The following is a 22,705-nucleotide window of genomic DNA, read 5'->3' as shown; positions in this document are numbered from 1 at the left end:
CTCAAGCGTTTGAGTTCCCAACCAAAATAGAAAGAGAAAGGGACGTGGAGAAGATGACAAAAGCAATCGAAGGATTCAAACCAGATTTCCTATGGGGAGGAGCTACTGCTGCGAACCAAGTAGAGGGAGCGTTTGATGAGGATGGAAAAGGCCTGTCAACTGCTGATATGGTCCCATTTGTTCCAAAATCAGAGCGCGGCATGAATATGAAGATGGATGTAACATCTGATTATATTGAAGGTGTGCTATCTGGAGAAATTAAGGATATCTATCCAAAACGTTTTGGTATCAACTTTTATCACACATACAAAGAAGACATTGCTCTATTTGCTGAGCTAGGCTTTAAAGTATTCCGCCTATCGATTAACTGGTCCCGTATCTTCCCGAATGGTGATGATGCACAGCCAAACGAGGCAGGATTACAGTTCTACGAGAACGTATTTAAAGAACTAAAAAAATACAACATTGAGCCACTTGTTACGCTTTCTCACTATGAGACGCCGCTTGCTTTAACACGTAAGTACAATGGTTGGTATAGCCGTGAAGTCGTTAATTTCTACACAAACTATGCAGAAACAGTGTTCAAGCGTTATAAGGACTACGTGAAGTATTGGCTGACATTTAACGAAATCAATATCATCACGCACAGCCCTTACACAGGTGGTGGAATCCTAATTGACAAGCTCCCTGAAAAAACAAGTGATCAAATTGCCTATCAAGCAGCGCACCACCAATTTGTAGCAAGTGCTCTTGCAACAAAATTGGCACATGAAATCATTCCAGGTGCTCAAGTTGGTTGTATGCTAGCTCGTATGCAAACATACCCTGTGACAAACCACCCAGATGATATCTTAAAAGCACAGGAACACAATGATATGAACCTGTTCTTCACAGATGTTCATGCAAAAGGTGAGTACCCGGCATACATGAACCGTTTCTTTGCTGAGAACGACATCGTTGTTAACAAAGAAGACGGAGATGACGAGATCTTAAAGAATCATCCAGTAGACTTTATTTCCTTTAGCTACTACATGTCCATCTCTGTTTCTGCACATGGGAACCATGAAGAGACTGCTGGAAATCTTGTAGAAGGAGCAGTTAAAAACCAATACCTTGAATCTTCAGACTGGGGCTGGCAGATTGATCCTAAAGGATTACGCGTGACACTACGCGATTTCCATAACCGTTACAACAAGCCACTTTTCGTTGTAGAAAACGGTCTTGGTGCATACGATAAGGTAGAAGAAGATGGATCTGTTCACGATCCATATCGTATTGACTATCTACGTCAGCACATCGAGCAGATGAAAGAAGCCGTTAAAGACGGTGTGGACCTAATGGGTTACACAGCATGGGGTCCAATTGACCTTGTCAGCTTCTCTACATCAGAAATGTCCAAGCGCTACGGATTCATTTATGTAGATCAGGACGACGAAGGAAACGGAACACTTAAGCGTTCTAAGAAAGATTCCTTCGACTGGTACAAAAATGTGATTGCAACAAATGGAGAAGAACTATAATACAAAGGAAAGCTCGCGCGACCATGAGTCGGCGGGCTTTTTTGTGTGTGGAGAGTGCGCAAGAAGAAGCTCGTTATCAAGGGGAATGCACCCTTTATCAAGAAGACCGCTGAATTAACCAAGCGCGGCACCCCGTTACCAAGAAGAATCGCTCATCTAGCAGGAAAAAAGAGGGGGTCCATCAAGAAGTAGGGGCCGATATCAAGCCCGCACAGTGATTTACCAAGAGGTAGAGTCTGATATCAAGACCAACGGGAGACTTGGTAAGGAAAACCGCCCTAATATTAAGTTCCCTCAGCGTTTTACCAAGAGGTCAAGAACCCCGCTGCATTAACTACCTAACGCAACCTTCTTTAATCAAGACCTTCACCCCGCACATCCGATATAATAAAAAGAAACGAGGTGATTTCCTATGAACGTGCATGCGGTACCCATTTATCGCATAGATCAATTTTTTCAAGAACAATTACATGCGAGAAAAATTGATCGGCAAGACCCGGAGTTTCAGTTATTTCTGGACGTGTGCATGCCCCCACGGGAAAAAACAGCCTCCATCTATGGCCTCAGTGATGAAGCAACTCTTGCATTACTGTCTGGACGTGCAGGGAGCGTTTTAGATATGGAATATGAGCTGTTAGCAAGGAAACGGACGTACACTCCACTTGATGTGGACACGATTTTAACCATCGGACTATCAATTGTTACGGAAACAGATGATTTTAAGAACATCACCTCATATTTTATAGGGGGAAGTAGACCTCATCAGCGATTAGACTCGATTCTTACCTACTTCATTGGGTACCCCAAAACGGACCTCGAACGAAAGAAAGACTATGACCTTGCTAAAAAAGAGTTTGAACAAATGGGACTTCATCTATAGTAGTCATCAAAAAACCTGCCCTAACAATCAGAGGCAGGTTTTAACGTACTATTTACGAATCGTTTTTAATGCAGTGCTCCACTCGTTTACTTCATCAAGCATTGCAGTGATGTTTGTTTGGTGGAGTTCTTGTGGTTTAAAGTCTTGGCCGTTCTCAAAGTCTAAGAATAGTGAAAGGGTTGGATGTGTACGAACATCCGCTATTTTAAGCTCTCCCATGATGCCACGAAGATGTTCTGCTGCACGTGCGCCACCTGTTGAACCATAGCTTACAATTCCAGCTGCTTTGTTATGCCATGCATCACGTGCAAAGTCTAAAGCGTTTTTCAGTGAACCTGAAATGCTGTGGTTATATTCTTGAACGATGAAGACAAATCCATCGAGGCTAGCAAGCTTTTGGTTCCATGCACCGATGCCTGGTTCTGTGCCATCTGTAGTTCCTAAAAACGGAAGCTCAAACTCTGCGATATCTACGATTTCATATTCAGCATCTCCACGTTCATCCGCTAACTTTTTCACCCATTCTCCAACCTGTGGGCTTACGCGTCCTTGTCTCGTGCTTCCTAAGATAATTCCAATTTTTAGTGCTTCCTGTGCCATTTGTGTTTCCTCCTTAGATTCTTTTCCAAATATTTTTTTTATAAAACTCATGTGTGATACACCGCCTGCAATATATATTCTGAAGATGACTTGCATATACCTGCTTACAAAAAATCTTGTAAGTAACTTACTTTATGTAAGTAAATATACATTCATAAATAAGTTATGTCAAGTAAGTTTTTTATAAAAAGTAATTTATTTTTTCTCAAATGGGTATATAATAGAGGGGAGGAGTGATTGAAATGGATACGTCAATTTGTCCTAGATTTGAAAAAGCAATGGGCATCCTTAGTCAAAGGTGGACAGGGTTAATTATCTATCAACTGTTGCCAGGGCCTAAGCGTTTCTGTCATATTGAATCCTCCATGGCTGTCAGCGGTAGAGTTCTTTCTGAACGACTGAAAGATTTAGAATCTGAGGGGATTGTGAAACGGGACGTAATTCCGGAAACCCCAGTGAGGATTGAATATTCCTTAACTGATAAAGGATTGGCTCTTCAACCAATTATGAAAGAGATGGAGAAATTCGCTGAATCGTGGATGGAAACAGAATCATAATAAAGCTGCTCACCCGTATGGATGAGCAGCTTTTTGTTTTAGTTCTTCCGGACGTTTGTGAGCCAAGCCTGATCTTGGTCTATCATTTTTTTGGCGGCTAGTACGGTCAATATTTGAATAACGATAATAGGAATACCCATTAAGCCTGATAGAACTTCAAGAGGGGCTAGGCCTCCTATGCTCATCAATGTTAAAGCAAGAACTGTGATGATAATAGAAACGACAACACGCAAGTTTTTGGAGGGTGTTTGATTGCTCATGTCGTGCTTCGACATATATGCAGAGATTGTATATGTTGTTGAATCGAGTGTAGTTACCATAAATATAGCGGCGATAATAACAAAGACAATCATCGTTAACCAGGAGAAGGGCAGCGATTCCAATATAGCTGGGACGGCAGCAACCGGCTCTTGATCCTTTATGAGATCTAAAACAGCTACATTTCCATTTAACAAACGATCTACTCCTAGGCCACCTAATATTCCAGTCGCAATCCATGACAAAATAGTTGGAGCAAGCAGATAAGTGAGAATCATTTCTTTAATTGTTCTTCCTTTTGAGACAACAGCTGCAAATACCCCGTGTAGCATCGCCCACGTTGCATTGTAAGCGAACCAGAATACGGTATGGCTCTCTACATGCGTGGACTCTCCGTTATGTAATGAGTTTGTGTAAAAGGAGAAATTTAGATAGTTGGAGAGCAAGTATCTCACAGAGTCAGTAAAGTAGTTCAAAATGAACATTCCTGGGCCAATCACTAATATAAATATGGCGAACGCGCCTGCAAGGTACATATTCATCGTACTTAACCGCTTAATGCCTTTATCAATCCCTACATAGGCACTTATCGTAAAAACAGTTACCCAAATGAGCGTAACGATAATCGTTAAAGGTAAAGTGATGTCGATCTGAAACAACTGAGCTATGTTATGTGTGACAATAGGGGTTCCTAATCCTAAAGTTACGGCTGCACCAGAAAGAATGCTAACTAAGAAAAGGACATCTAATGCCTTTCCTCCTAGGCCATTTGTAAATCGATCTCCAAAGAGACAACGACACGCCTCAGAAATGCGGAGCTTTGGCTTTTTTCGTACATGAAGTATGTACCCCATAGCGGGAGCAACCATGACAAAAATGGCAAAGGTCTGAAAGCTCCATAAAAACATACTGTATGAATTTCCAGCAAGAATAGCGTCTGTTGAACCTGGCTCCAATCCAAAGGGTGGGTCATTTGCTACTTCAGCCCATTGCACCATTCCTGTTCTCATAATGGTCGCCCCTAACCCCATGGCAACTAGGATGGATGAATATTCAAATAAGGTAAATCTCGGCTTATCCGTAGGATCGCCTAAAACAACCTGTCCGTATCTAGAAAATGAAAAATAGATTGCTGCAATGGTAATAAGTGCTCCGTACCATATATAACCCCACCTAAATTGATCTACAATAAAGTCAAAGACCGATTGAAGTTTTTCTGTAGATTCATCTGTAAACAGTGTGAATAGTAGACTAAAAGCTCCTACAAGGATAATGGCAGGTAAAGTAATCGATAAATCCATGCTTTTCTTACCTTTTCTGTTCATATTCTTCACCACCACTATAGATTGTGTTTGGAAAATACCAAATGCTAGAAATGTACCCTGGTGCCCGAATCTTTAAACGCACTTAGTATGTAAGCAAAATAAAAAACCCCGGAATGATCCGAGGTTTCTGCGCTAATTATTTTTTTAACAAACGTAATACAAACGATACGATTAAAATCAAAATAATCGCACCCACAAGTGCTGGGAATATAGCGAACCCACCGAGTGAAGGTCCAATGTCACCTAGGATCGCTGTTCCAAGACTTGCTCCAACGAAACCTGCGATAATGTTCCCAATAATTCCGAATGGAACACCCTTACCTGTGATGGCTCCAGCTGCCCATCCAATTAATCCACCGATAATAAGACTCCAAATAAAACCCATATAAAATCTCTCCTTCTGTATAAGTACAATACTCCTATTCCCTTTGCCGTAGCATGCAAACATATTTTAAAATTTAGAAAAGTATTTATGGGATAGAAAAAAGGATCTTAGCCAAGCTATGAAGGCACAGTTAATCACATGTAAAAAGGAGTTACTCATGAATAATCAAACAAGCACAGAACCAGTTCCAACCATCCCTATGACCTCGGCACACGATGGGTTGGTCCAGCGTTTGACGGAAGATATTTTTTGTTACACAGATAAAATAGTGAACGTTTATTTTGTAGGAAACCCAAGGAAGCCACATGAATGGTTTTTAGTGGACTGTGGGATTAGCAGAACACCTGATGTGATCCTAACTGCACTTAAATCAGAATTTGGAGAGGCTCATCCTCCAAAGATGATTGTCTTAACTCATGGTCATTTTGATCATGTAGGTGCAGCGTATGATTTAGCTAAGCACTGGGACGTGACCTTGTATTGTCATGAGCTTGAGCTTCCTTTTGTCACGGGAGGACAAGACTATCCTAAACCGGATCCAACAGTAGAAGGTGGAATGGTTGCTAAGCTATCTGGTGCTTTTCCTCATAAAGCAATCGATCTTAAACCATTTGTTAAAGCCCTTCATTCAATTGAAACACTTGATGGTTTTCCGGAGTGGAAGTGGATTCATACCCCTGGACATTCTCCTGGACAAATCGCTTTGTTCCGTGAGAAGGATGGAGCGCTGCTGTCTGCAGATGCCATCATCACTGTGAAGCAGGATTCACTATACGATGTGATGACGCAAACGGAGGATCTTCAAGGACCACCACGATATCTGACAACCGACTGGAAGCAAGCAAAGCTTTCTGTTGAGCGACTAAGAAACTTGCAGCCGTCATTCATTGGACCGGGGCATGGGTTACCAATGTTTGGAGAAGAGTTTAAACGTCACTTGGATCAGCTTGTGTTGGAATTCGATCGTGTAGCAGTCCCTGACTTTGGAAAGTATATCAAGGAATAAAAGGTGAATCAGGCTGTTTTTTTAGACCGTGATGGAGTGATAAATGAAGTCTTAAGCCATCGAGTAAAGTTTGTGAACAAACCAAGTGACTTTCACCTTTTAAATGGTGTTGGACAAGCAATCAAGCAACTAAACGAAGCGGGTTTTCTTGTGTTTGTAGTGACGAATCAAGGTGGAATTGGTCTTGGCTATATGACTGAAGAAAGGCTGAAGACAATTCACCAAACGATGGTAGATCAATTAGCTGAGTATGGTGCCGTTATACATGACATTTCCTATTGCTCTCATAAACCACATGCTGATTGTCCTTGCCGAAAACCAAAAGCATATATGCTTGAAGAGCTTGCCAAAAAACATCAGGTTAATCTTGGTATAAGTATCATGGTTGGTGACCGGGAGCCGGACATTTTGGCAGGTAAAAAGGCAGGTTGTCAGACGGTACTTGTAAATGCACGTGAGGATACAAGCTACGGTGCTGATGCGGTATTTTCTGATTTGGAGCAGGCAACTCCTTGGATGATACACAAACGAACGATCGAGGAAGGGTAGGGGATTTTCCTCCTACTCTTTTCATTATATAGTTGACAGGGTAGGAACCAAGGTGATAAAGTTCGATTTAGTGATTTATCGAACTAAAGTGTAGGTAGGGTGTTTTACATGAATGCTGTTGTGATAGCTGTACTATTAATGATTATACTTAGCTTGCTGCGTGTACACGTAGTCATTGCATTAATTTTAGGGGCTCTTGCTGGAGGTCTATTCGGTGGATTAGGTTTTAATGGAACCATCGATGTCTTTACAGAAGGCTTAGGGAACAGTGCCAATATCGCGCTCAGCTATGCCGTTCTTGGTGCATTTGCTGTTGCACTTTCCAAAACAGGCTTGCCTCAATTGCTTGTTGATACATCTATTAAAATTGTTGGAAAGAAAGAAGAAGCCCGTTCAAAAACCTTACCCAAGGTTCTGATCTTCTTCATGATCTTTTTGATTTCCTGTATGTCTCAAAACCTCATTCCCATTCATATTGCATTTATTCCTATTTTAATTCCACCTATCTTGCAGGTGTTAAATGAAATGGCAGTGGATCGTCGGGCCGTTGCAAGCATTATGACATTTGGGCTGCAGGCGCCTTATATGTTATTACCTTTTGGGTTCGGAGCCATCTTCCACGGCATTGTTGTTGATAATATGGAAGCAAACGGGATGTCTGCATCTCTAAGTGACATGCCGTATGCGATGCTTCTCCCAACACTTGGAATGGTTTTAGGTCTTCTCGTAGCAGTCTTTATTACGTACCGGAAGCCGCGACAGTACGAGAATCAATCACTCGAGGCATCAAGTCAACCTGAACAAGAGACGATTTCGTATTCAACGCACTCATTACTTAGTGCATTTGCTGCGATTCTTGCCACGGTCATCGTTCAAGTAACCTCAGATTCAATGGTAATCGCTGGGGTAGCGGGTCTAGTTGTTCTTGTGTTTAGTGGATCCGTTCGTTTTAAAGAGTCTGATGCCCTTTTAACAGAAGGAATGAAGATGATGGCTTTCATCGGATTCGTCATGATTGCAGCTTCTGGATTTGCAGAAGTCATGCGGGCGACTGGTGACGTCGAGCAGCTTGTTGAAACATCTGCATCATGGATGGGTGATAGCAAAAGCTTAGCTGCAATTCTTATGATCTTAATAGGATTATTAATAACAATGGGGATTGGCTCGTCCTTTGCGACTGTCCCGATTATTGCAGCACTTTTTGTGCCAATGTGTGCGGCGATGGGCTTCAGTCCACTTGCTACACTCTCTTTAATCGGTACAGCAGGAGCAATTGGGGATGCAGGGGCTCCTGCATCGGACAGTACACTCGGACCAACTGCCGGGTTAAATGCTGACGGTCAGCATAATCATATTTGGGATACCTGTGTTCCAACCTTTCTTCATTTTAATATCCCGCTCATTATTTTTGGATGGATTGCAGCCATCATTTTATAGAGTTAAAAAAAGCTCCCTTAGGGGAGCTTTTTTCTATGAGGAATAGGAAAAGATAATCAAGAAGCTTTCCTTGTTGTCTGGTGGCGTGTGAGGTAAACTAACATTCGTGTTTAATGTCTTTTAAGGGTGGATTCTAACATGAACTTTAAAGTATATGTTCTGGCAATTTCAGCGTTTGTAGTTGGGATGGTTGAGTTAATTATAGGAGGCATTCTTCCAGTTATATCTGATGATTTAGGCGTTTCAGTTGGTGTAGCCGGCCAATTGATTACTATCTTTGCGCTTGTCTTTGCCGTATCGGGTCCTGTTTTGATGTCTTTAACAAGTAAATATGAGCGTAAACGACTATATTTACTCGCACTTGGTGTCTTTTTCGTAGCTAATATTGGCTCGTTTCTTAGCCCAGGGTATGGCACGCTCTTAGTCTTCCGTGTACTAACCTCCATGAGTGCAGCTTTAATTATTGTTCTTTCACTAACCATTGCTCCGAAAATTGTGAAGCCAAACTACCGCTCCCGAGCGATTGGTACAATTACTATGGGTGTAAGCTCAGCTCTCGTACTTGGTGTACCGGTAGGAGTGCTCATTGGAGAAGCCTATGGCTGGAGGGTTCTTTTCTTAATTATTGCACTTCTTTCTCTTGTTGCTGGTGTGGTTATTATGAAATTCCTTGACCCCATTGCACCTGAGCAGGTCAGCTCTGTACGTGAGCAGATAAGATCATTAAAACATCTGAAGCTATCTACTGCTCACCTGGTTACTCTATTAGTGTTAGCAGGACACTATACAATGTACGCTTATTTTGCTGAGTATCTACATGTGACGCTAAATGCTGAAGCTTATTGGATCAGCGTGGCTTTCTTTGTTTTTGGTTTGTCTGCTGTAAGTGGCGGTGGAATTGGTGGCTGGCTGACGGATCGGTTGGGACCTGAAAAAACAGTCATTTTCTTTACGATCCTTTTCTTTATTGTGTTAGTAACGATGCCACTCACGAGTCACTCTGTCATATTATTTGCGGTATCTCTTGTTGTTTGGGGGATGCTGAGCTGGTCCATTGCTCCGGCACAACAAGGATACTTAATTAAAACCGCTCCTAGCACGTCAGATATCCAGCAGAGTATCAATACATCTGCTTTACAATTTGGAATCGCAATAGGCTCTGGTGTTGGAGGTTTAGTTGTTAACGGTTTTTCGATTGAAGCGGCCCCCATTGCTGGTAGTGTGTTAGTGTTAATTTCCATTGGTTTTGCACTATTTTCATTTATGCAACCAGCGATTGAAATGAAAACGGAATCTTGACATCTGCTTATCCATTATGTTTAGATAAAAACAATGAATTGAAAGGATGGTACCTCGTACAATGAAGTAGAATCTTATCTAATAAACAGTACATCTTAATGAATTTGAATGAATGGAAGACGCAACCAGTCTGTGTTCATTTAAAGAAAATTAACGAGTATGTTTAGAGATGAGATTCGGGCGATGTTTGTACAGGTACAGCCAACTATATTCAGCCAAAGTCTGCCGTTTGCAGGAGCAGTCTGGCTAATTTGAATATAGGTGTGCGCATCGTACGAACTCTCTCTAGCATCTGGAGGGAGTTTTTTTATGTTATATATGAAAATAAATCACCTTGAAAAAAGTTATGGAGGACGAACGATCTTCCGGGTTGAATCATTGTCTCTTTACAATCATGAGCGAATTGGAGTTGTAGGGCGTAACGGACAAGGGAAGTCTACATTGCTATCTATATTAGCAGGGACAGCCAAGCAAGACTCAGGAGATGTGGAAAGGTTCGGGACCATTGCATATGTTCCGCAGCTTGGCGGATTAGATCAGGACATTCGTCCAGATTTACACGGCAAGTGGAGACTCGCAAAGCAAACAGAGGCCAGTGGAGGAGAAAAAACGCGGCGAAAAATTGCACAGGCATTAACGTCAGATGCTCATATTCTCATTGCAGATGAACCAACCAGTCACTTAGACCTGAATGGGATCAGTCAGCTAGAAGCAGAACTGCATGCCTTTAAAGGAGCCATCCTACTAACTTCACATGATAAAGATTTCTTAAATAAACTTTGCACAACCATATGGGAAATTGATGAAGGAAAGGTCACCGTTTATGAAGGAAATTACGACGCATACCTTTCGCAAAAACAATTGGAGAAGGATAAAGGACTTAAGGAATATAAAGAGTATGTGACCGAACAAAATCGTTTACTAGAAGCAGCGAAAAAGCTCAAAGAGAAGTCTGATGGGATTAAAAAGGCACCAAGTCGCATGGGTAACTCTGAAGCAAGATTACACAAACGAAGCTCCGGAGTGCAAAAAGCAAAATTAAATCGCTCGGCTGAAGCAATGGAGACAAGGGCTCAGCAGCTAGAGAAGAAAGAGAAGCCGAAAGAGACGGATCCAGTTGTGTTTAATCTTGCTGATTTTCCTGATATGCATAGTAAGAGAGTAGTTCAGTTTCTAGAATGCACGGTAAATGTAGGAGAACGAACGCTTATAGATAAAGTCACAGGTGAAGTTGAACGAGGGAGCAGGTTAGCGATAACAGGAGGGAATGGAACGGGTAAGACGACACTGCTCAAGATGATTGTCGATCGGAGTGAACGTCTCCGAGTTGCTCAACCTGCAAAGATCGGTTTTTTCTCACAACATCAAGAAAATCTGGATAATCAAAAAACCATTCTAGTTAATGTAATGGAGGATAGTCCCTATAAGGAGACCTTCGTGCGTAACGTTCTTGCTAGGCTGGCGTTTAAACGAGATGACGTGTTTAAGAACGTTTCTGTACTAAGTGGTGGTGAAAGAATAAGGGTTTCCTTGGCAAAGGTCTTTTTAAGTGACGTAAATCTTCTCATTCTAGATGAACCCACAAATTATTTAGATCTGGATACAAAGGAGTCGTTGAGAGAGATCCTTCTCGCTTATCCTGGAACGATTCTGTTTGTGAGTCATGATCGTTCATTTGTTTCCGCTTTGGCTACGCATCATTTGTCGTTAGAAGAGGAAGATCCTAAGGTAAAAGTGATTGAAGCAACGGTTGGGGAAGCAGGCATTACACAGATCGAGGAACCTGACCTTCTCACAATTGAGATGCAGCTTACAGAATTACTAAGTCGGTTATCATATACCACAAACGAGGAAGAAAAAGATCAGCTAGATAAACAATTTAAAGAACTCATTGAGAAAAAGAAACAACTAGTCAGGAAAGCTGAATAAATGAAGAAGACGAGCGCTCTCCATTCGGAGGGCTCGTCTTCAATGAGGATAGTGATTAATAAAATAAAATGGTACTAATACCAAGATAGGCAACAAGAAGGGCGGCGAATGCAAAAAAACGTCTCCACTTAAATCCTCCTGCTTTCATAAACTCCTCTCTCGTGCATTGGTTCGCCATCATCTTCTTTACTTTTTGTGTGGCAAAGTGATGATAGTTGTAATTACCAAATACCCCGTAGATGACTAATGGAACGACCGCATAGGCTGTGTCTTCCCAAAGCGGGTATCCTGTCGTTAAGAAGAGAAGATCTGTAAACAAAATAAATAAGAAAAAGAATGATGCGTATACATACATCGCACGACCAGCTGACCAGCAGAAGGTACCAAACAAGCCTGCTAGATTTAGGCTGATTAAAGCTGGTTTTCCGGTTCGTCCAATCGCCCATTTCTTTTTATAGTTCTCGTATTTCGGGCCAACATATAATTGTAGCGCTTCCTGCTCATTAGTAGGTGTCTCATTTAAATGACCTGTATTTATACTTTTGCTAGATTCAGTTGCCATATGTGCCTCCAATGTAATAGGTTCATATAAAAAGAAGACTTCACATGATGTGAAGCCTTACACTCATTATACGAACAATGACATCAACATGCCAGCTAACATATAACTTGAAACATAATTTAATAGGATGAGGATGACAGCAAATAAAGCAACCAACCCATACAATGGATCTAATTTAGTCATATTTGCTTGTGTTACCTCTGACTGATAAATCATGATCATAATGGCGAAAATCGTGATGAACAATAGTCCAAGGAATAATGATGTGAGAATACCTACCCCAATTAATCCACTAATAAAAGCAAGTGCAGACAAAGCCACGGGTACTGCAAGAGACTCCCCAAAACGACTATAGAAGGCTTGCAAGTTAATTGGAGAATTAATGACAACTTTTAATGTAACAAAAAGACCTCCAATTGTAACTGCTAGAAAGATCATCATAAAGAAGAAACCTGGAATAAAGCTATCACTAAAGCTTAGGCTGATGTAGCTACTTGCACGGAAACCGAGTTGAGCAAATAACGTAAAGGCAAAAAAGAATGCAATAAGAGCGACGTTAATCGTGGCAAAGATCACATTGCCTTGGTTTTCTACAAAGCCTTTCTGTGTTGGCGCCTTCATATTTGAAAGAAAATAGGTCCAATAATTCTTGCTTAGCGCCGTTACTTTTTCTACGGTTTCATTTGGTGCCTTTGGTGCTGTTTCAATTGTGCTTGCTTCCTCTGTTTGTTGTGTTGATGGCGCAACTGGTTCCCCGCATTGCTCACAGAATTTACTTTCTGGTGGTAGAGCTGCTCCGCATTTTGCACATGTCATGATTAAATTCCTCCTGATCGGCTTCTTTAAATAAAATGAACATATCGTATTTTAGAATAGTTTGGAAGTGATATGTATAAGAAGGGTGATATTCCCTACTTAAGTCTTAGAATAAATTCAGATTAAAAGGAGAAAGGTACTAGCTTTTCTTTATAGTTCAGTCCTTAAGAAGTATACTTAGCAAATATAAATGGATGAGAAGGACTGTTCGAAATGATTTGGATAAATGATGGCATGATGATTATATTAGCTTTCTTTCTTGGTGCGGGGGCTCTTGACTATTGCCTTGGAAATCGTTTTGGGCTTGGTGAATCGTTTCATAGAGGGCTTATGACGATGGGATCAGTTGCATTAGCAATGATTGGAGTGATTACTCTTGCACCAATCGCTGCAAATCTTTTAATTCCTATTGTATCGCCACTTTATCTACTAATTGGAGCAGATCCTGCTTCCTTTGCCAATACGATACTTGCTCTCGATATGGGAGGCTATGCATTAGCTGAGGCCATGGCGCATGATACGGACGCAGGAATCTTTTCATGGGTATTTCTTGGTACGATGTTAGGACCTACCATTGTCTTTACCCTCCCTGTCGCCCTTTCAATCATAAAAAAAGAAGATTATTCATCTTTTTCAAAAGGAATTTTGATTGGACTTAGTACCATTCCTTTAGGGTGTTTTGTAGGGGGAGCCCTTGCTGGGTTTGAATTTCAAATGATGCTCCTTAATTTACTGATTCCCACGCTTTTTTCACTACTCGTAATGATTGGCTTGTGGAAGAAGCCGGAGTGGTGGATTAAGCGGTTTGTTACGTTTGGGAAATGCGTTCAAGTGGCGGGTGTGATTGGGTTAGTCATTGCTGGTGTGGAGGTTCTTACTGGGTTTCGTGTATTTCAGGAGATGGCACCTTATTCGGAAGGCTTACAAATTGTTGGGACGATCGCTCTTGTTTTAGCAGGAGCCTTTCCGCTTGTGGAATGTATATCTAAGGTCTTCCGTAAACCACTCGAACATTTAGGACGCTTCATTGGACTCGATCGTTTTGCGGTGGCAGGACTCGTTGCATCACTCGCACATGTCATTCCTGCCTTTACGTTATTGACGAACATGCAAACAAAAGGAAAAGTGGTTGTTGTCGCATTCTCAGTCAGCGGGGCATTTGTCATTGGCGGACATCTTGGTTTTGTAGCAGGCATAAATCAAGATATGGTTCCATACATGATAATCGGAAAATTAGTTGGGGGATTTACTGCAATCGCTCTTGCTTTATGGTTTGAACGAAAGAAAAGCGTTTATAATGGATAGCAACGTTGAACCGATATAGTATTAGAACAATATGAATGTCGTTAGGATGTGGGAAGAGTTGAAACCAAACAAATATGCCATTATTGATGTTGGCTCGAATTCTATGCGTCTTGTTATTTATTCAGAGGATAAAAGTGGAAGATTAAAAGAAGTAGAGAATATTAAGCTTGTAGCGAGATTACGCAATGATTTATCTGATGATTTAATGTTGCAAGAGTCAGGTATTAAGCGATTAATTTCATATCTACATAGTTTTCAAGAGGTCACCCGGTTTCATCAGCTAAAGAATGTCCGATGCGTTGCGACAGCGGCTATTCGTCATGCTAAAAATCAAGATGAGATATTAGAACGTGTGAAAAAGGAAACGGATTTCACGATGAGAGTGTTATCCGATTATGAAGAGGCCTATTTCGGATACATTGCGGTTGTCCAGTCAATGCCGTTCACGGATGCCATTACCATTGATATTGGTGGAGGAAGTACGGAGGTTACCATGTTTAAGAAGAGAGAGCTTATTCACTATCATAGCTTTCCTTTTGGTGCCTTAACCTTAAAGAAACAATTTGTAGCAGGCGATGCAGCAACAAAAAAAGAGTTACAGGCTATTCGAGCTTTTGTTGTTGAACAGTTTGAAACGCTCTCCTGGTTAAAGGGTGCCAGCCTACCGATTATAGGTATTGGAGGAAGCGCCAGGAATGTGGTCAGGATCCATCAGGAATCTATTGATTATCCATTATCAGGACTACACCAATATAAGATGAATCGAAAAGATGTAGAGGATGTTCAAGCCATCCTGGCACCTCTTACATTACAGGAGCTTCAAAAGGTGGACGGTTTGTCCAAAGACCGTGCCGATATTATCTGCCCTGCTCTGGAAGTCTTCCAAGCGTTAGCAGACATCGTACATTCTGAATCGTTTGTCTTGAGTCGGAATGGATTAAGAGACGGAGTATTGTTTGAGGAAAGAAAAAATAAGGGAGAAGACGTCCTTTACCCATCTGTTGTGGAACAAAGCTTTCATGAATTGGGATTTGATTATGAAATAGACACAGCTCATGCCAAGCATCGTATGGATACGGTTTTGCTTCTTGCGCAAAAGCTCTGCTCTGAAGGATTAATTACTGCGACAAAGGATGACCTAGCTCTTCTTAAACAAGCTGCATTTGTATACAATGTGGGCGCGTACATTGATGAAGACTCGGGGAAGCAGCACACATTTTATTTGCTTGCCAATCGAACCATTAATGGACTATTGCACAAGGATCGGATTAAACTGTCGTTGCTTGCTTCATTTAAAAACAAGTCGTTTTTCAAACAAAACGCAGGCGCATTCAAAAACTGGTTTACGAATGATGAATTGTGTTTATATCAGCAATATGGAGCAATTTTAACGCTCGCCAACAGCTTCCATTCAACTAAACGAAATATTATCGTTGATTTAAAGGTTAAAAACAAAAATGATGGTCTAACAATTACAGCAAAGTGCGATAAAGACTGGAAACCAGAGCAATACCAAGTGGAAAAGCAAAAGAAGCATTTAGAGAAACAAATCAAAAAATCAATATCTGTTGAGTTTGTTTGGAGTGAGTGAGGACAAAGCAGCATGAAGATAAAAGACGGATGATCCTTAGATACGTATCATCAGTCTTTTATTATATTTCACTGATCTTAAAGGGGTACTTTTTTTAAAAAGTGAACCAATCTGATGAAATCTTTACAAAACATTTACATTGAACAATTCCCTCAGATGATACAATATTCCTAAAATCTTGTCTAAAAAAGGGTGCTTGTATGTTGATGATAACAGAAGAGATTCGTCGAAAGCTTAGTGACCCGACGTACTATAATAATAGGGAATTAAGCTGGCTTGCTTTTAATGAAAGGGTATTAGAAGAGGCATTAGATGAAAACAATCCCCTTCTTGAACGGTTAAAGTTTTTGGCTATCTTCAGTTCAAACCTTGATGAGTTCTTTATGGTGCGTGTGGCTGGCATTAAGGATCAAATTAAGGCTGGATTTAACAAACCAGAAAACAAAGCAGGAATGACCCCGAAACAACAATTAACGGCGATCACATCAAAAACACATCAAATGGTTCAATTACAATATCATGTCTTTCAAGATACGCTCCTACCAATGCTTGCAGACGAAGACATTTATATTCAAGAGATGAAGAGCTTAACTCGTATGCAAGCGCTTCAGTTGGAGAAATACTTTGAGGAGCATATTCTTCCTGTTCTGACTCCGATGGCTGTGGATGCGTATCGCCCATTTCCAATGTTATTAAATAAAAGCTCGAACCTAGTTATTCTGTTAAAGGACAAGCATGTATTAGACAATGGCGAGAACAAAACAGCACTTGTACAAGTTCCTTCAGTATTAGACCGTTTCATTCGGGTTCATGGAGCTCATCCAAAGCGTATGCATTTTGTCATGCTCGAAGATGTGATTCGTTTCTTTATACACAAACTATTTACAGGCTATGATATTGTCTCCTCTTCCGTATTTCGTATTACACGTAATGCTGATTTAACGATTCACGAAGAAGGTGCAAGAGATTTACTAAAAGAGATTGAAAAAGAGTTAAAGAAACGAAAGCGAGGGGCAGCTGTCCGTCTTGAGATTCAGCAAAAAGGTTTTGATTATTCCATCCTTGATTACCTTACAGATGAATTAGAAATTCATAAGAAGGATGTGTACGAAGTTGATGGGTTAATCGATTTAACCTCATTATTTTCCTTTTACAAAAAGGTTTCAGGTGAGCGAGAGCATCTAATGTATCAAGCTTTAATCCCACAGCCAACGCTTGAGCTTTCTCATGATGAGGACATTTTAGAGAGTGTTTGTGATCGAGATATTCTCCTGCATCATCCATACGAATCCTTTGAACCGGTTGTTGATTTTGTTGCGAAAGCGGCTGAGGACCCTGATGTATTGGCGATCAAACAAACACTATATCGAGTGAGTGGAGAATCACCAATTATTAATGCGCTGATTCGTGCGGCTGAAAAGGGTAAGCAGGTTACGGTTTTGTTTGAGCTGAAGGCGCGTTTTGATGAAGAGAACAATGTGCTTTGGACCAAGGAGCTCGAAAAAGCAGGCTGTCACGTTATTTATGGAATGACCCATTTAAAGACACACAGCAAAATCACACTCGTAGTTAGAAGGCGAAATAATCGAATTGAACGCCTTGTTCATCTTGGAACCGGTAACTACAATGACCAAACGGCTAAGATATACACGGATCTAGGTCTCTTTACATCAAAAAGAAAGTTTGGAATGGATGCGACAAACTTCTTTAATCATTTGAGTGGGTATACTGAAAAACCAGTCTATCACCATTTGTCAGTCGCGCCGTTTGATATCCGAAAAGATATTCTCTCGCTTATTGATAAAGAAATAAGTTTTCATCAACGGTTTAAAAATGGCCACATTATCTTGAAGATGAACTCTTTAACGGACAAGCCAATCATCACAAAGCTGTATGAAGCATCAAATGCAGGTGTGAAAATTGAGCTGATCATCCGTGGTATCTGTTGCCTACGTCCAGGTCTTGAAGGGGTGAGTAAAAACATTACGGTTCGAAGCATTGTGGGGAGATTTCTAGAGCATACGCGTATCTTCTATTTCCATCACAACGGAGAAAAGAAACACTTCCTTTCATCAGCAGATATGATGACTCGAAATATGGAAAAGCGTGTTGAAATCATGTTTCCTGTATACGAGCCAGCGATTAAGCAACGAATTATGGGAATTCTTACGACCATTCTCTCAGACAATATGAAGGCGAGAATTCAAGATGCAGACGGAACCTATCACTATGTGAAACGGCGTAAAGAGGAACCAGTTATTGATAGCCAGAGCTCATTATTTAGCCAAGCGTACCGAGTAAAGGAAGATGAAGAATAGTGGGAGACGGGCGAGTATTCTAGTGAAATAGAATGCTCGTTTTTGTGTCGAGCGGTGTAATCGTTGGAAGCGATCCAAGCACTAATGATATGATATAGGTACGTATAAAAGCTACGACAAGTGGCAGAAAGGAAGGGGCTATTTAAACAGATAGTTCCCCATATTACCTTATGTATCAAAACCTAGAAGAGACGATTATAGATTTAGAAAAACATGGACATCTGATTCGAATAAAAGAAGAGGTCGACCCCTACTTAGAAATGGCTTCCATTCAACGTCGTGTGTATGAACAAGGCGGTCCGGCCATTTTATTTGAAAATGTAAAAGGCTCTAAGTACCGCGCTGTCTCCAATCTATTTGGAACAATTGAACGCAGTAAATTCATGTTCCGCAAGAATTGGGATGACATTAAGGAGCTTGTAGAACTCCGCGACGATCCAATGAAAGCAGCCAAGCACCCTATCAAGAATGCGAGTAAGGGGTTTGCAGCATTAAAAGCATTACCGCAAAAGAAATCAAGCTTAGCCGGAGCGGGGTTCGAAGAAATCTCCATAACTGATCTGCCACCGATCCATTCGTGGCCAATGGATGGGGGCGCCTTTATTACCTTGCCACAGGTATATAGTGAAGACCCATCAAATCCTGGCATAAAAAGTGCCAATATTGGGATGTACAGAGTACAGCTCGATGGGAATGAATACGAAAAAGATAAAGAGATTGGTCTGCATTATCAAATCCAACGAGGAATTGGTGTGCACCAGACGGAGGCAGCAAAAAAAGGGGAGCCTTTGAAGGTCAGCATCTTTGTTGGTGGACCACCCTCACATACGTTATCAGCTGTGATGCCACTACCTGAAGGGTTAAGTGAGACGTTGTTTGCAGGTCTTTTAGCTGGTAAGCGATTCCGTTATAGCTATGAGGATGGCTACTGCGTCAGCCATGATGCTGATTTTGTGATCACAGGTGAGATTTACCCGGATGAGACAAAGCCAGAAGGCCCATTTGGTGATCATTTAGGCTATTATAGCCTGGTACACGAATTTCCTGTATTAAAGGTCCACAAGGTCTATGCTAAACCAAATGCCATTTGGCCGTTTACCGTTGTTGGACGTCCGCCTCAAGAAGATACAAGCTTTGGAGCGATCATTCATGAGCTAACGGGAAAAGCCGTAACTCAGGAATTACCTGGAGTACAAGAAGTACATGCAGTTGATGCAGCAGGTGTTCACCCATTATTATTTGCAATCGGAAGTGAACGCTATACACCGTATCAAAAGGTAAAGCAGCCAACGGAGTTACTAACCATTGCCAACCGTGTGCTTGGTTTTGGTCAGCTAAGCTTGGCAAAGTATCTTTTCATCACTGCAGAAGAGGACGAGCCTATTACCACTCATGATGAGCTTGCATTTATACGATATGTGATTGAACGGATGGATTTTAAGCGTGATGTTCATTTCTACACAAATACAACAATTGATACATTAGACTATAGTGGGACAGGATTAAATAGCGGAAGCAAGGTTGTTTTTGCAGCGTATGGCGATAAAAAGCGTACGTTATGTAAGGAAGTCCCTCCTGAACTATTAGCTCATCCAGCTATCAGCAAGGCGGATCTTGTCACAGACGGTGTAGTCACGTTTGAATGTAAGCCGTTTGAAAGCTATGAACAAACGGCATTCGAATTGGAAAAGCTTACACAGGAGCTAGCAGAAGCAGGAACGTTTCATTCATGTCCATTACTGATCCTTGTTGATGATAGTGCGTTTGTCAGCAAAACAAAGAATAATTTTCTATGGGTGACCTTTACACGTAGTAATCCATCTCATGACATGTATGGCATTAACGCACAGACGATTCATAAGCATTGGGGGGCTGATGCAGTGATTATTGATGCGCGAATCAAACCACACCATGCTCCGCCACTTATTGAGAATGATGAAGTTGAAAAGAATATTAATCGCTTCTTTCATGAAGATGGAACGTTTAAAGGATAAGGGAAAGTCGTGGCCTCGAGCTGCGGCTTTTTTTGAGGGATAAAACTGTCTGATTTGACCATACTGGTTTTAACATGGTCAAGGCTATCTGCGTATCATACTGGTACCATATTGCGTATAAGGAGGATCACTATGATTGATCAGACGGAGAGAGAGCTATTTCAAAAGGAGTTAGACTTTCTAAAGGAGCTTAGGGAAAAGGTATCGGAAGACGAAGAGCACATCTCTTCAATGATTGAGGATGAGATTACCCATATAGAGACGGTACTGAATGAAACAGATTTAAAGTAAAAGATCTACAAAATGAATTGTGAGGTCGCCTTAGCATAAGCTTAAGGCTTTTTTGCATGAGTTCAATGAATTGCGGCTGTATAATTCAAGTGCTTTGTGGAACTCTTAAATAGTAAGACAAACACACATCTAGGGGGTACTAATGGGAATCTTAAGTGGCAATCCACAAGACGAACCGATGCACTATGGTGAAGTATTTAGTACTTGGAATTTTGTATTGATGAGTAATAAAGCCGTTGCTGAAGCGCAGGTATTACTAAATCATGCAGGAGACAGCGACTTAAAGAAGCTTTTAAACGAAGCGATTGAATTAGGTCAGTCTGAATCAGAACAAGTGTCAAAATTATTGAGGGAGAATGGAGTAGCGGTTGCGCCGTCTGCGCCAATTCCTCCAAAAGTAGAGCTTAATGATATTCCTGTTGGTGCGCGCTTCATGGATCCAGACATAGCTATGTCAGCCTCTGAAAAGCTTGCTGCAGGACTAGTGGCGGCAAGTTCCATTATGGGACAGTCCATTAGAGAAGATATTGCCATGATGTTTGGGCAATTCCATACAAGTAAAGCAGCATTAGGAGCTAAGTTCCTGAAGCTATCAAAAGAAAAGGGATGGATTATTCCACCACCATTGCACCATAGCTCAAAAGAAGATTAAGACAGAAGGGCCCTTGATCAAGAGGGCTTCTTTTTATTAAAACAAGTCGCCTGAGGAGTTCTTTACATCATGACAAAGAAAAAACGAAAGAAGAAAAAACAACAAGGAACAAAAAAAGGACTCGCCTGGTGGCAGCTCTCCCTGCTTGGAATTGGATGTACCATTGGTACGGGGTATTTCCTAGGATCAAGTATTGGGATTACGATGACAGGTCCATCGATTGTGTTGGCTTTTTTACTAGCGGCCATTGGTACGTATATTGTCTTTTTGGCACTAGCAAAGCTGACATCGGATGATCCTCAAGAAGGCTCTTTTTGCTATTATGCCGAAGTAGCGTTCGGTCCTAAGCTCGGCTTTGGTGCAGGCTGGAATTATTGGATGTCTAACATTCTGATCATAGGCAGTCAATTAACAGCTTTATCCATTTTGTCTCAGTTTTGGTTTGAGGATACACCACTATGGCTGTTCGCGGCAGGATATTCAATTCTATCCATTGGTGTCGTGATTCTTGGAACAAAAGGGTTTGACTCTGTAGAGAATGTGCTTTCAGTGATAAAAACAGCTGCGATTATTCTATTCATTGTGCTTGGATGTCTGGCTGTATTTCATGTGATAAACGGAAACGCAGCAGGACCTACTTTAGATGTGTCTTATGATTCCCTCTTTCCGCATGGTTTAAAGGGTTTTTGGGGTTCCCTTATCTACGCGTTTTATGCATTTGGAGGAATTGAAGTGATCGGATTAATGGCTATGCAATTAAAATCGAAAGAAGATGCGCCAAAAGCGGGAACGGTATTACTTGCTGTAGTCGCCATATTATATATGGTTTCTTTGGGACTTGCTGTCAGTATGACCGCTTTATCGAATTTTACAGACAAAGAAAGTCCGTTTGTTACGGCATTAACAAGCTACGATTTACCATTTTTCCCGCATGTATTTAATGCAGCTATCATCGTTGCTGGATTCTCTGCAATGACTGCTTCTCTCTTTGGAGTAAGTACGTTACTCGTCAGTATGGCTAAGAAAAAGCACGCGCCTAAGCTGTTTGAAAAAAAGATAAAATTTCATGATTTGCCTATTGCATCACTTGGTCTAGCTGTTGTTGGATTGATTTTAGCTGTGGTGGCTGCGCTTGTTTTACCTGGTAAGCTATTTGAATACATTACAACCGCTGCTGGAATTTTAATTTTATTTAATTGGATGTGTATCTTGCTTTCTAACATGAAAGTTATTAAACAACACATCGGATGGAATATATTGAATGTCATTGGCATCCTATTGATGCTTTTCGCAATCGCAGGCATATTACTTGAGGACACAGGACGTCCCGGATTTTACCTAAGTCTATTCTTTGTAGTTGCCATTACAATCGCCGCTTTTATTTTTGAACGAAAGAAAAAAGAAAGCCAAGCTCAGTAAAAAGAAGTGGTA

20 protein-coding genes are annotated in these 22,705 nt (G+C 41.1%); 15 read left to right on the top strand and 5 right to left on the bottom strand.

The genetic code is table 11. The annotated features are described in order from the left end of the window. Positions 1-53: 53 nt before the first annotated feature. Entirely contained in the window at positions 54-1,520 is a 1,467-nt protein-coding gene (gene ascB / locus NSQ54_18920; GenBank protein WYP28595.1) for a 6-phospho-beta-glucosidase, read from the top strand. Positions 1,521-1,932: 412 nt separating this feature from the next. After that, on the top strand, positions 1,933-2,400 hold the full coding sequence (locus NSQ54_18915) for a hypothetical protein (GenBank protein WYP26372.1): 468 nt from the start codon (positions 1,933-1,935) through the stop codon (positions 2,398-2,400). Between the two features lie 48 nt (positions 2,401-2,448). On the opposite strand, the gene NSQ54_18910 is transcribed toward NSQ54_18915, so the two are convergent. Next, positions 2,449-3,051, bottom strand: coding sequence for an NADPH-dependent FMN reductase (locus NSQ54_18910; GenBank protein WYP26371.1), 603 nt, complete (start codon positions 3,049-3,051; stop codon positions 2,449-2,451). A 191-nt stretch (positions 3,052-3,242) separates the two neighbouring features. Between NSQ54_18910 and NSQ54_18905 the strand changes: the two genes are divergently transcribed. Next, a complete protein-coding gene (locus tag NSQ54_18905; GenBank protein ID WYP26370.1) occupies positions 3,243-3,557 on the top strand; it encodes a winged helix-turn-helix transcriptional regulator in 315 nt (104 codons plus the stop codon). A 38-nt stretch (positions 3,558-3,595) separates the two neighbouring features. Here NSQ54_18905 and NSQ54_18900 read toward each other — a convergent pair whose 3' ends face one another. Together NSQ54_18900 and NSQ54_18895 are read right to left on the bottom strand one after the other, a co-directional pair. After that, positions 3,596-5,140 carry a BCCT family transporter gene (locus NSQ54_18900; protein ID WYP26369.1) on the bottom strand — a complete coding sequence of 515 codons (1,545 nt, stop codon included), beginning with the start codon at positions 5,138-5,140 and terminating at the stop codon, positions 3,596-3,598. 136 nt (positions 5,141-5,276) lie between these two features. Beyond that, positions 5,277-5,525: a GlsB/YeaQ/YmgE family stress response membrane protein gene (locus NSQ54_18895; GenBank protein WYP26368.1), complete on the bottom strand. Its 249-nt coding sequence runs from the start codon at positions 5,523-5,525 to the stop codon at positions 5,277-5,279. A gap of 157 nt (positions 5,526-5,682) precedes the next feature. Between NSQ54_18895 and NSQ54_18890 the strand changes: the two genes are divergently transcribed. From NSQ54_18890 to abc-f, 5 genes are all read left to right on the top strand, one after another. After that, on the top strand, positions 5,683-6,531 hold the full coding sequence (locus NSQ54_18890) for an MBL fold metallo-hydrolase (GenBank protein WYP26367.1): 849 nt from the start codon (positions 5,683-5,685) through the stop codon (positions 6,529-6,531). Between the two features lie 3 nt (positions 6,532-6,534). After that, the gene (locus tag NSQ54_18885; GenBank protein WYP26366.1) at positions 6,535-7,080 is read left to right on the top strand and encodes an HAD family hydrolase; all 546 of its coding nucleotides are present in this window, start codon (positions 6,535-6,537) and stop codon (positions 7,078-7,080) included. 108 nt (positions 7,081-7,188) lie between these two features. Beyond that, on the top strand, positions 7,189-8,517 hold the full coding sequence (locus NSQ54_18880; protein WYP26365.1) for a Na+/H+ antiporter family protein: 1,329 nt from the start codon (positions 7,189-7,191) through the stop codon (positions 8,515-8,517). A gap of 138 nt (positions 8,518-8,655) precedes the next feature. Continuing rightward, positions 8,656-9,816 (top strand): MFS transporter, encoded by a 1,161-nt coding sequence (locus NSQ54_18875; protein ID WYP26364.1) that lies wholly within the window; start codon positions 8,656-8,658, stop codon positions 9,814-9,816. A gap of 309 nt (positions 9,817-10,125) precedes the next feature. Continuing rightward, entirely contained in the window at positions 10,126-11,745 is a 1,620-nt protein-coding gene (gene abc-f / locus NSQ54_18870; GenBank protein WYP26363.1) for an ABC-F type ribosomal protection protein, read from the top strand. 55 nt (positions 11,746-11,800) lie between these two features. Here abc-f and NSQ54_18865 read toward each other — a convergent pair whose 3' ends face one another. Both NSQ54_18865 and NSQ54_18860 read right to left on the bottom strand, forming a co-directional pair. Then, the gene (locus NSQ54_18865; GenBank protein ID WYP26362.1) at positions 11,801-12,307 is read right to left on the bottom strand and encodes a hypothetical protein; all 507 of its coding nucleotides are present in this window, start codon (positions 12,305-12,307) and stop codon (positions 11,801-11,803) included. Positions 12,308-12,373: 66 nt separating this feature from the next. Then, positions 12,374-13,123 (bottom strand): zinc ribbon domain-containing protein, encoded by a 750-nt coding sequence (locus NSQ54_18860; protein ID WYP26361.1) that lies wholly within the window; start codon positions 13,121-13,123, stop codon positions 12,374-12,376. Positions 13,124-13,339: 216 nt separating this feature from the next. Here NSQ54_18860 and eutH point away from each other — a divergent pair, with 216 nt between their 5' ends. The 7 genes from eutH (at position 13,340) to NSQ54_18825 (ending at position 22,693) form a co-directional block, all read left to right on the top strand. After that, positions 13,340-14,428 carry an ethanolamine utilization protein EutH gene (eutH, locus tag NSQ54_18855; protein WYP28594.1) on the top strand — a complete coding sequence of 363 codons (1,089 nt, stop codon included), beginning with the start codon at positions 13,340-13,342 and terminating at the stop codon, positions 14,426-14,428. Between the two features lie 58 nt (positions 14,429-14,486). Next, complete coding sequence (ppx, locus tag NSQ54_18850) at positions 14,487-16,019, top strand: exopolyphosphatase (protein ID WYP26360.1); 1,533 nt, start codon at positions 14,487-14,489, stop codon at positions 16,017-16,019. A gap of 200 nt (positions 16,020-16,219) precedes the next feature. Continuing rightward, positions 16,220-18,337 (top strand): RNA degradosome polyphosphate kinase, encoded by a 2,118-nt coding sequence (locus NSQ54_18845; protein WYP26359.1) that lies wholly within the window; start codon positions 16,220-16,222, stop codon positions 18,335-18,337. Positions 18,338-18,507: 170 nt separating this feature from the next. Next, positions 18,508-20,331 (top strand): UbiD family decarboxylase, encoded by a 1,824-nt coding sequence (locus NSQ54_18840; protein WYP26358.1) that lies wholly within the window; start codon positions 18,508-18,510, stop codon positions 20,329-20,331. Positions 20,332-20,463: 132 nt separating this feature from the next. Further along, positions 20,464-20,622, top strand: a complete 159-nt coding sequence (locus tag NSQ54_18835; GenBank protein ID WYP26357.1) for a hypothetical protein — start codon at positions 20,464-20,466, stop codon at positions 20,620-20,622. Positions 20,623-20,764: 142 nt separating this feature from the next. After that, the gene (locus tag NSQ54_18830) at positions 20,765-21,274 is read left to right on the top strand and encodes a DUF3231 family protein (GenBank protein WYP26356.1); all 510 of its coding nucleotides are present in this window, start codon (positions 20,765-20,767) and stop codon (positions 21,272-21,274) included. A gap of 69 nt (positions 21,275-21,343) precedes the next feature. Further along, positions 21,344-22,693 carry an amino acid permease gene (locus NSQ54_18825; GenBank protein WYP26355.1) on the top strand — a complete coding sequence of 450 codons (1,350 nt, stop codon included), beginning with the start codon at positions 21,344-21,346 and terminating at the stop codon, positions 22,691-22,693. Positions 22,694-22,705: the final 12 nt, after the last annotated feature.

This window comes from Alkalihalobacillus sp. FSL W8-0930 (assembly GCA_037965595.1).
Classification (GTDB): domain Bacteria; phylum Bacillota; class Bacilli; order Bacillales; family Bacillaceae_D; genus Alkalicoccobacillus.
This window is presented reverse-complemented; position numbering and strand designations above follow the sequence as displayed.

Bases quoted from the DNA above. Each gene is read 5' to 3' on its own strand.
- NSQ54_18905 (WYP26370.1), top strand. From the start codon at position 3,243: ATGGATACGTCAATTTGTCCTAGATTTGAAAAAGCAATGGGCATCCTT.
- NSQ54_18835 (WYP26357.1), top strand. From the start codon at position 20,464: ATGATTGATCAGACGGAGAGAGAGCTATTTCAAAAGGAGTTAGACTTT.
- NSQ54_18875 (WYP26364.1), top strand. From the start codon at position 8,656: ATGAACTTTAAAGTATATGTTCTGGCAATTTCAGCGTTTGTAGTTGGG.
- NSQ54_18895 (WYP26368.1), bottom strand. From the start codon at position 5,525: ATGGGTTTTATTTGGAGTCTTATTATCGGTGGATTAATTGGATGGGCA.
- NSQ54_18890 (WYP26367.1), top strand. From the start codon at position 5,683: ATGAATAATCAAACAAGCACAGAACCAGTTCCAACCATCCCTATGACC.
- NSQ54_18845 (WYP26359.1), top strand. From the start codon at position 16,220: ATGTTGATGATAACAGAAGAGATTCGTCGAAAGCTTAGTGACCCGACG.
- NSQ54_18900 (WYP26369.1), bottom strand. From the start codon at position 5,140: ATGAACAGAAAAGGTAAGAAAAGCATGGATTTATCGATTACTTTACCT.
- ascB (WYP28595.1), top strand. From the start codon at position 54: ATGACAAAAGCAATCGAAGGATTCAAACCAGATTTCCTATGGGGAGGA.
- NSQ54_18880 (WYP26365.1), top strand. From the start codon at position 7,189: ATGAATGCTGTTGTGATAGCTGTACTATTAATGATTATACTTAGCTTG.
- NSQ54_18830 (WYP26356.1), top strand. From the start codon at position 20,765: ATGGGAATCTTAAGTGGCAATCCACAAGACGAACCGATGCACTATGGT.
- NSQ54_18910 (WYP26371.1), bottom strand. From the start codon at position 3,051: ATGAGTTTTATAAAAAAAATATTTGGAAAAGAATCTAAGGAGGAAACA.
- NSQ54_18865 (WYP26362.1), bottom strand. From the start codon at position 12,307: ATGGCAACTGAATCTAGCAAAAGTATAAATACAGGTCATTTAAATGAG.
- NSQ54_18840 (WYP26358.1), top strand. From the start codon at position 18,508: ATGTATCAAAACCTAGAAGAGACGATTATAGATTTAGAAAAACATGGA.
- NSQ54_18860 (WYP26361.1), bottom strand. From the start codon at position 13,123: ATGACATGTGCAAAATGCGGAGCAGCTCTACCACCAGAAAGTAAATTC.
- abc-f (WYP26363.1), top strand. From the start codon at position 10,126: ATGTTATATATGAAAATAAATCACCTTGAAAAAAGTTATGGAGGACGA.
- NSQ54_18825 (WYP26355.1), top strand. From the start codon at position 21,344: ATGACAAAGAAAAAACGAAAGAAGAAAAAACAACAAGGAACAAAAAAA.
- NSQ54_18915 (WYP26372.1), top strand. From the start codon at position 1,933: ATGAACGTGCATGCGGTACCCATTTATCGCATAGATCAATTTTTTCAA.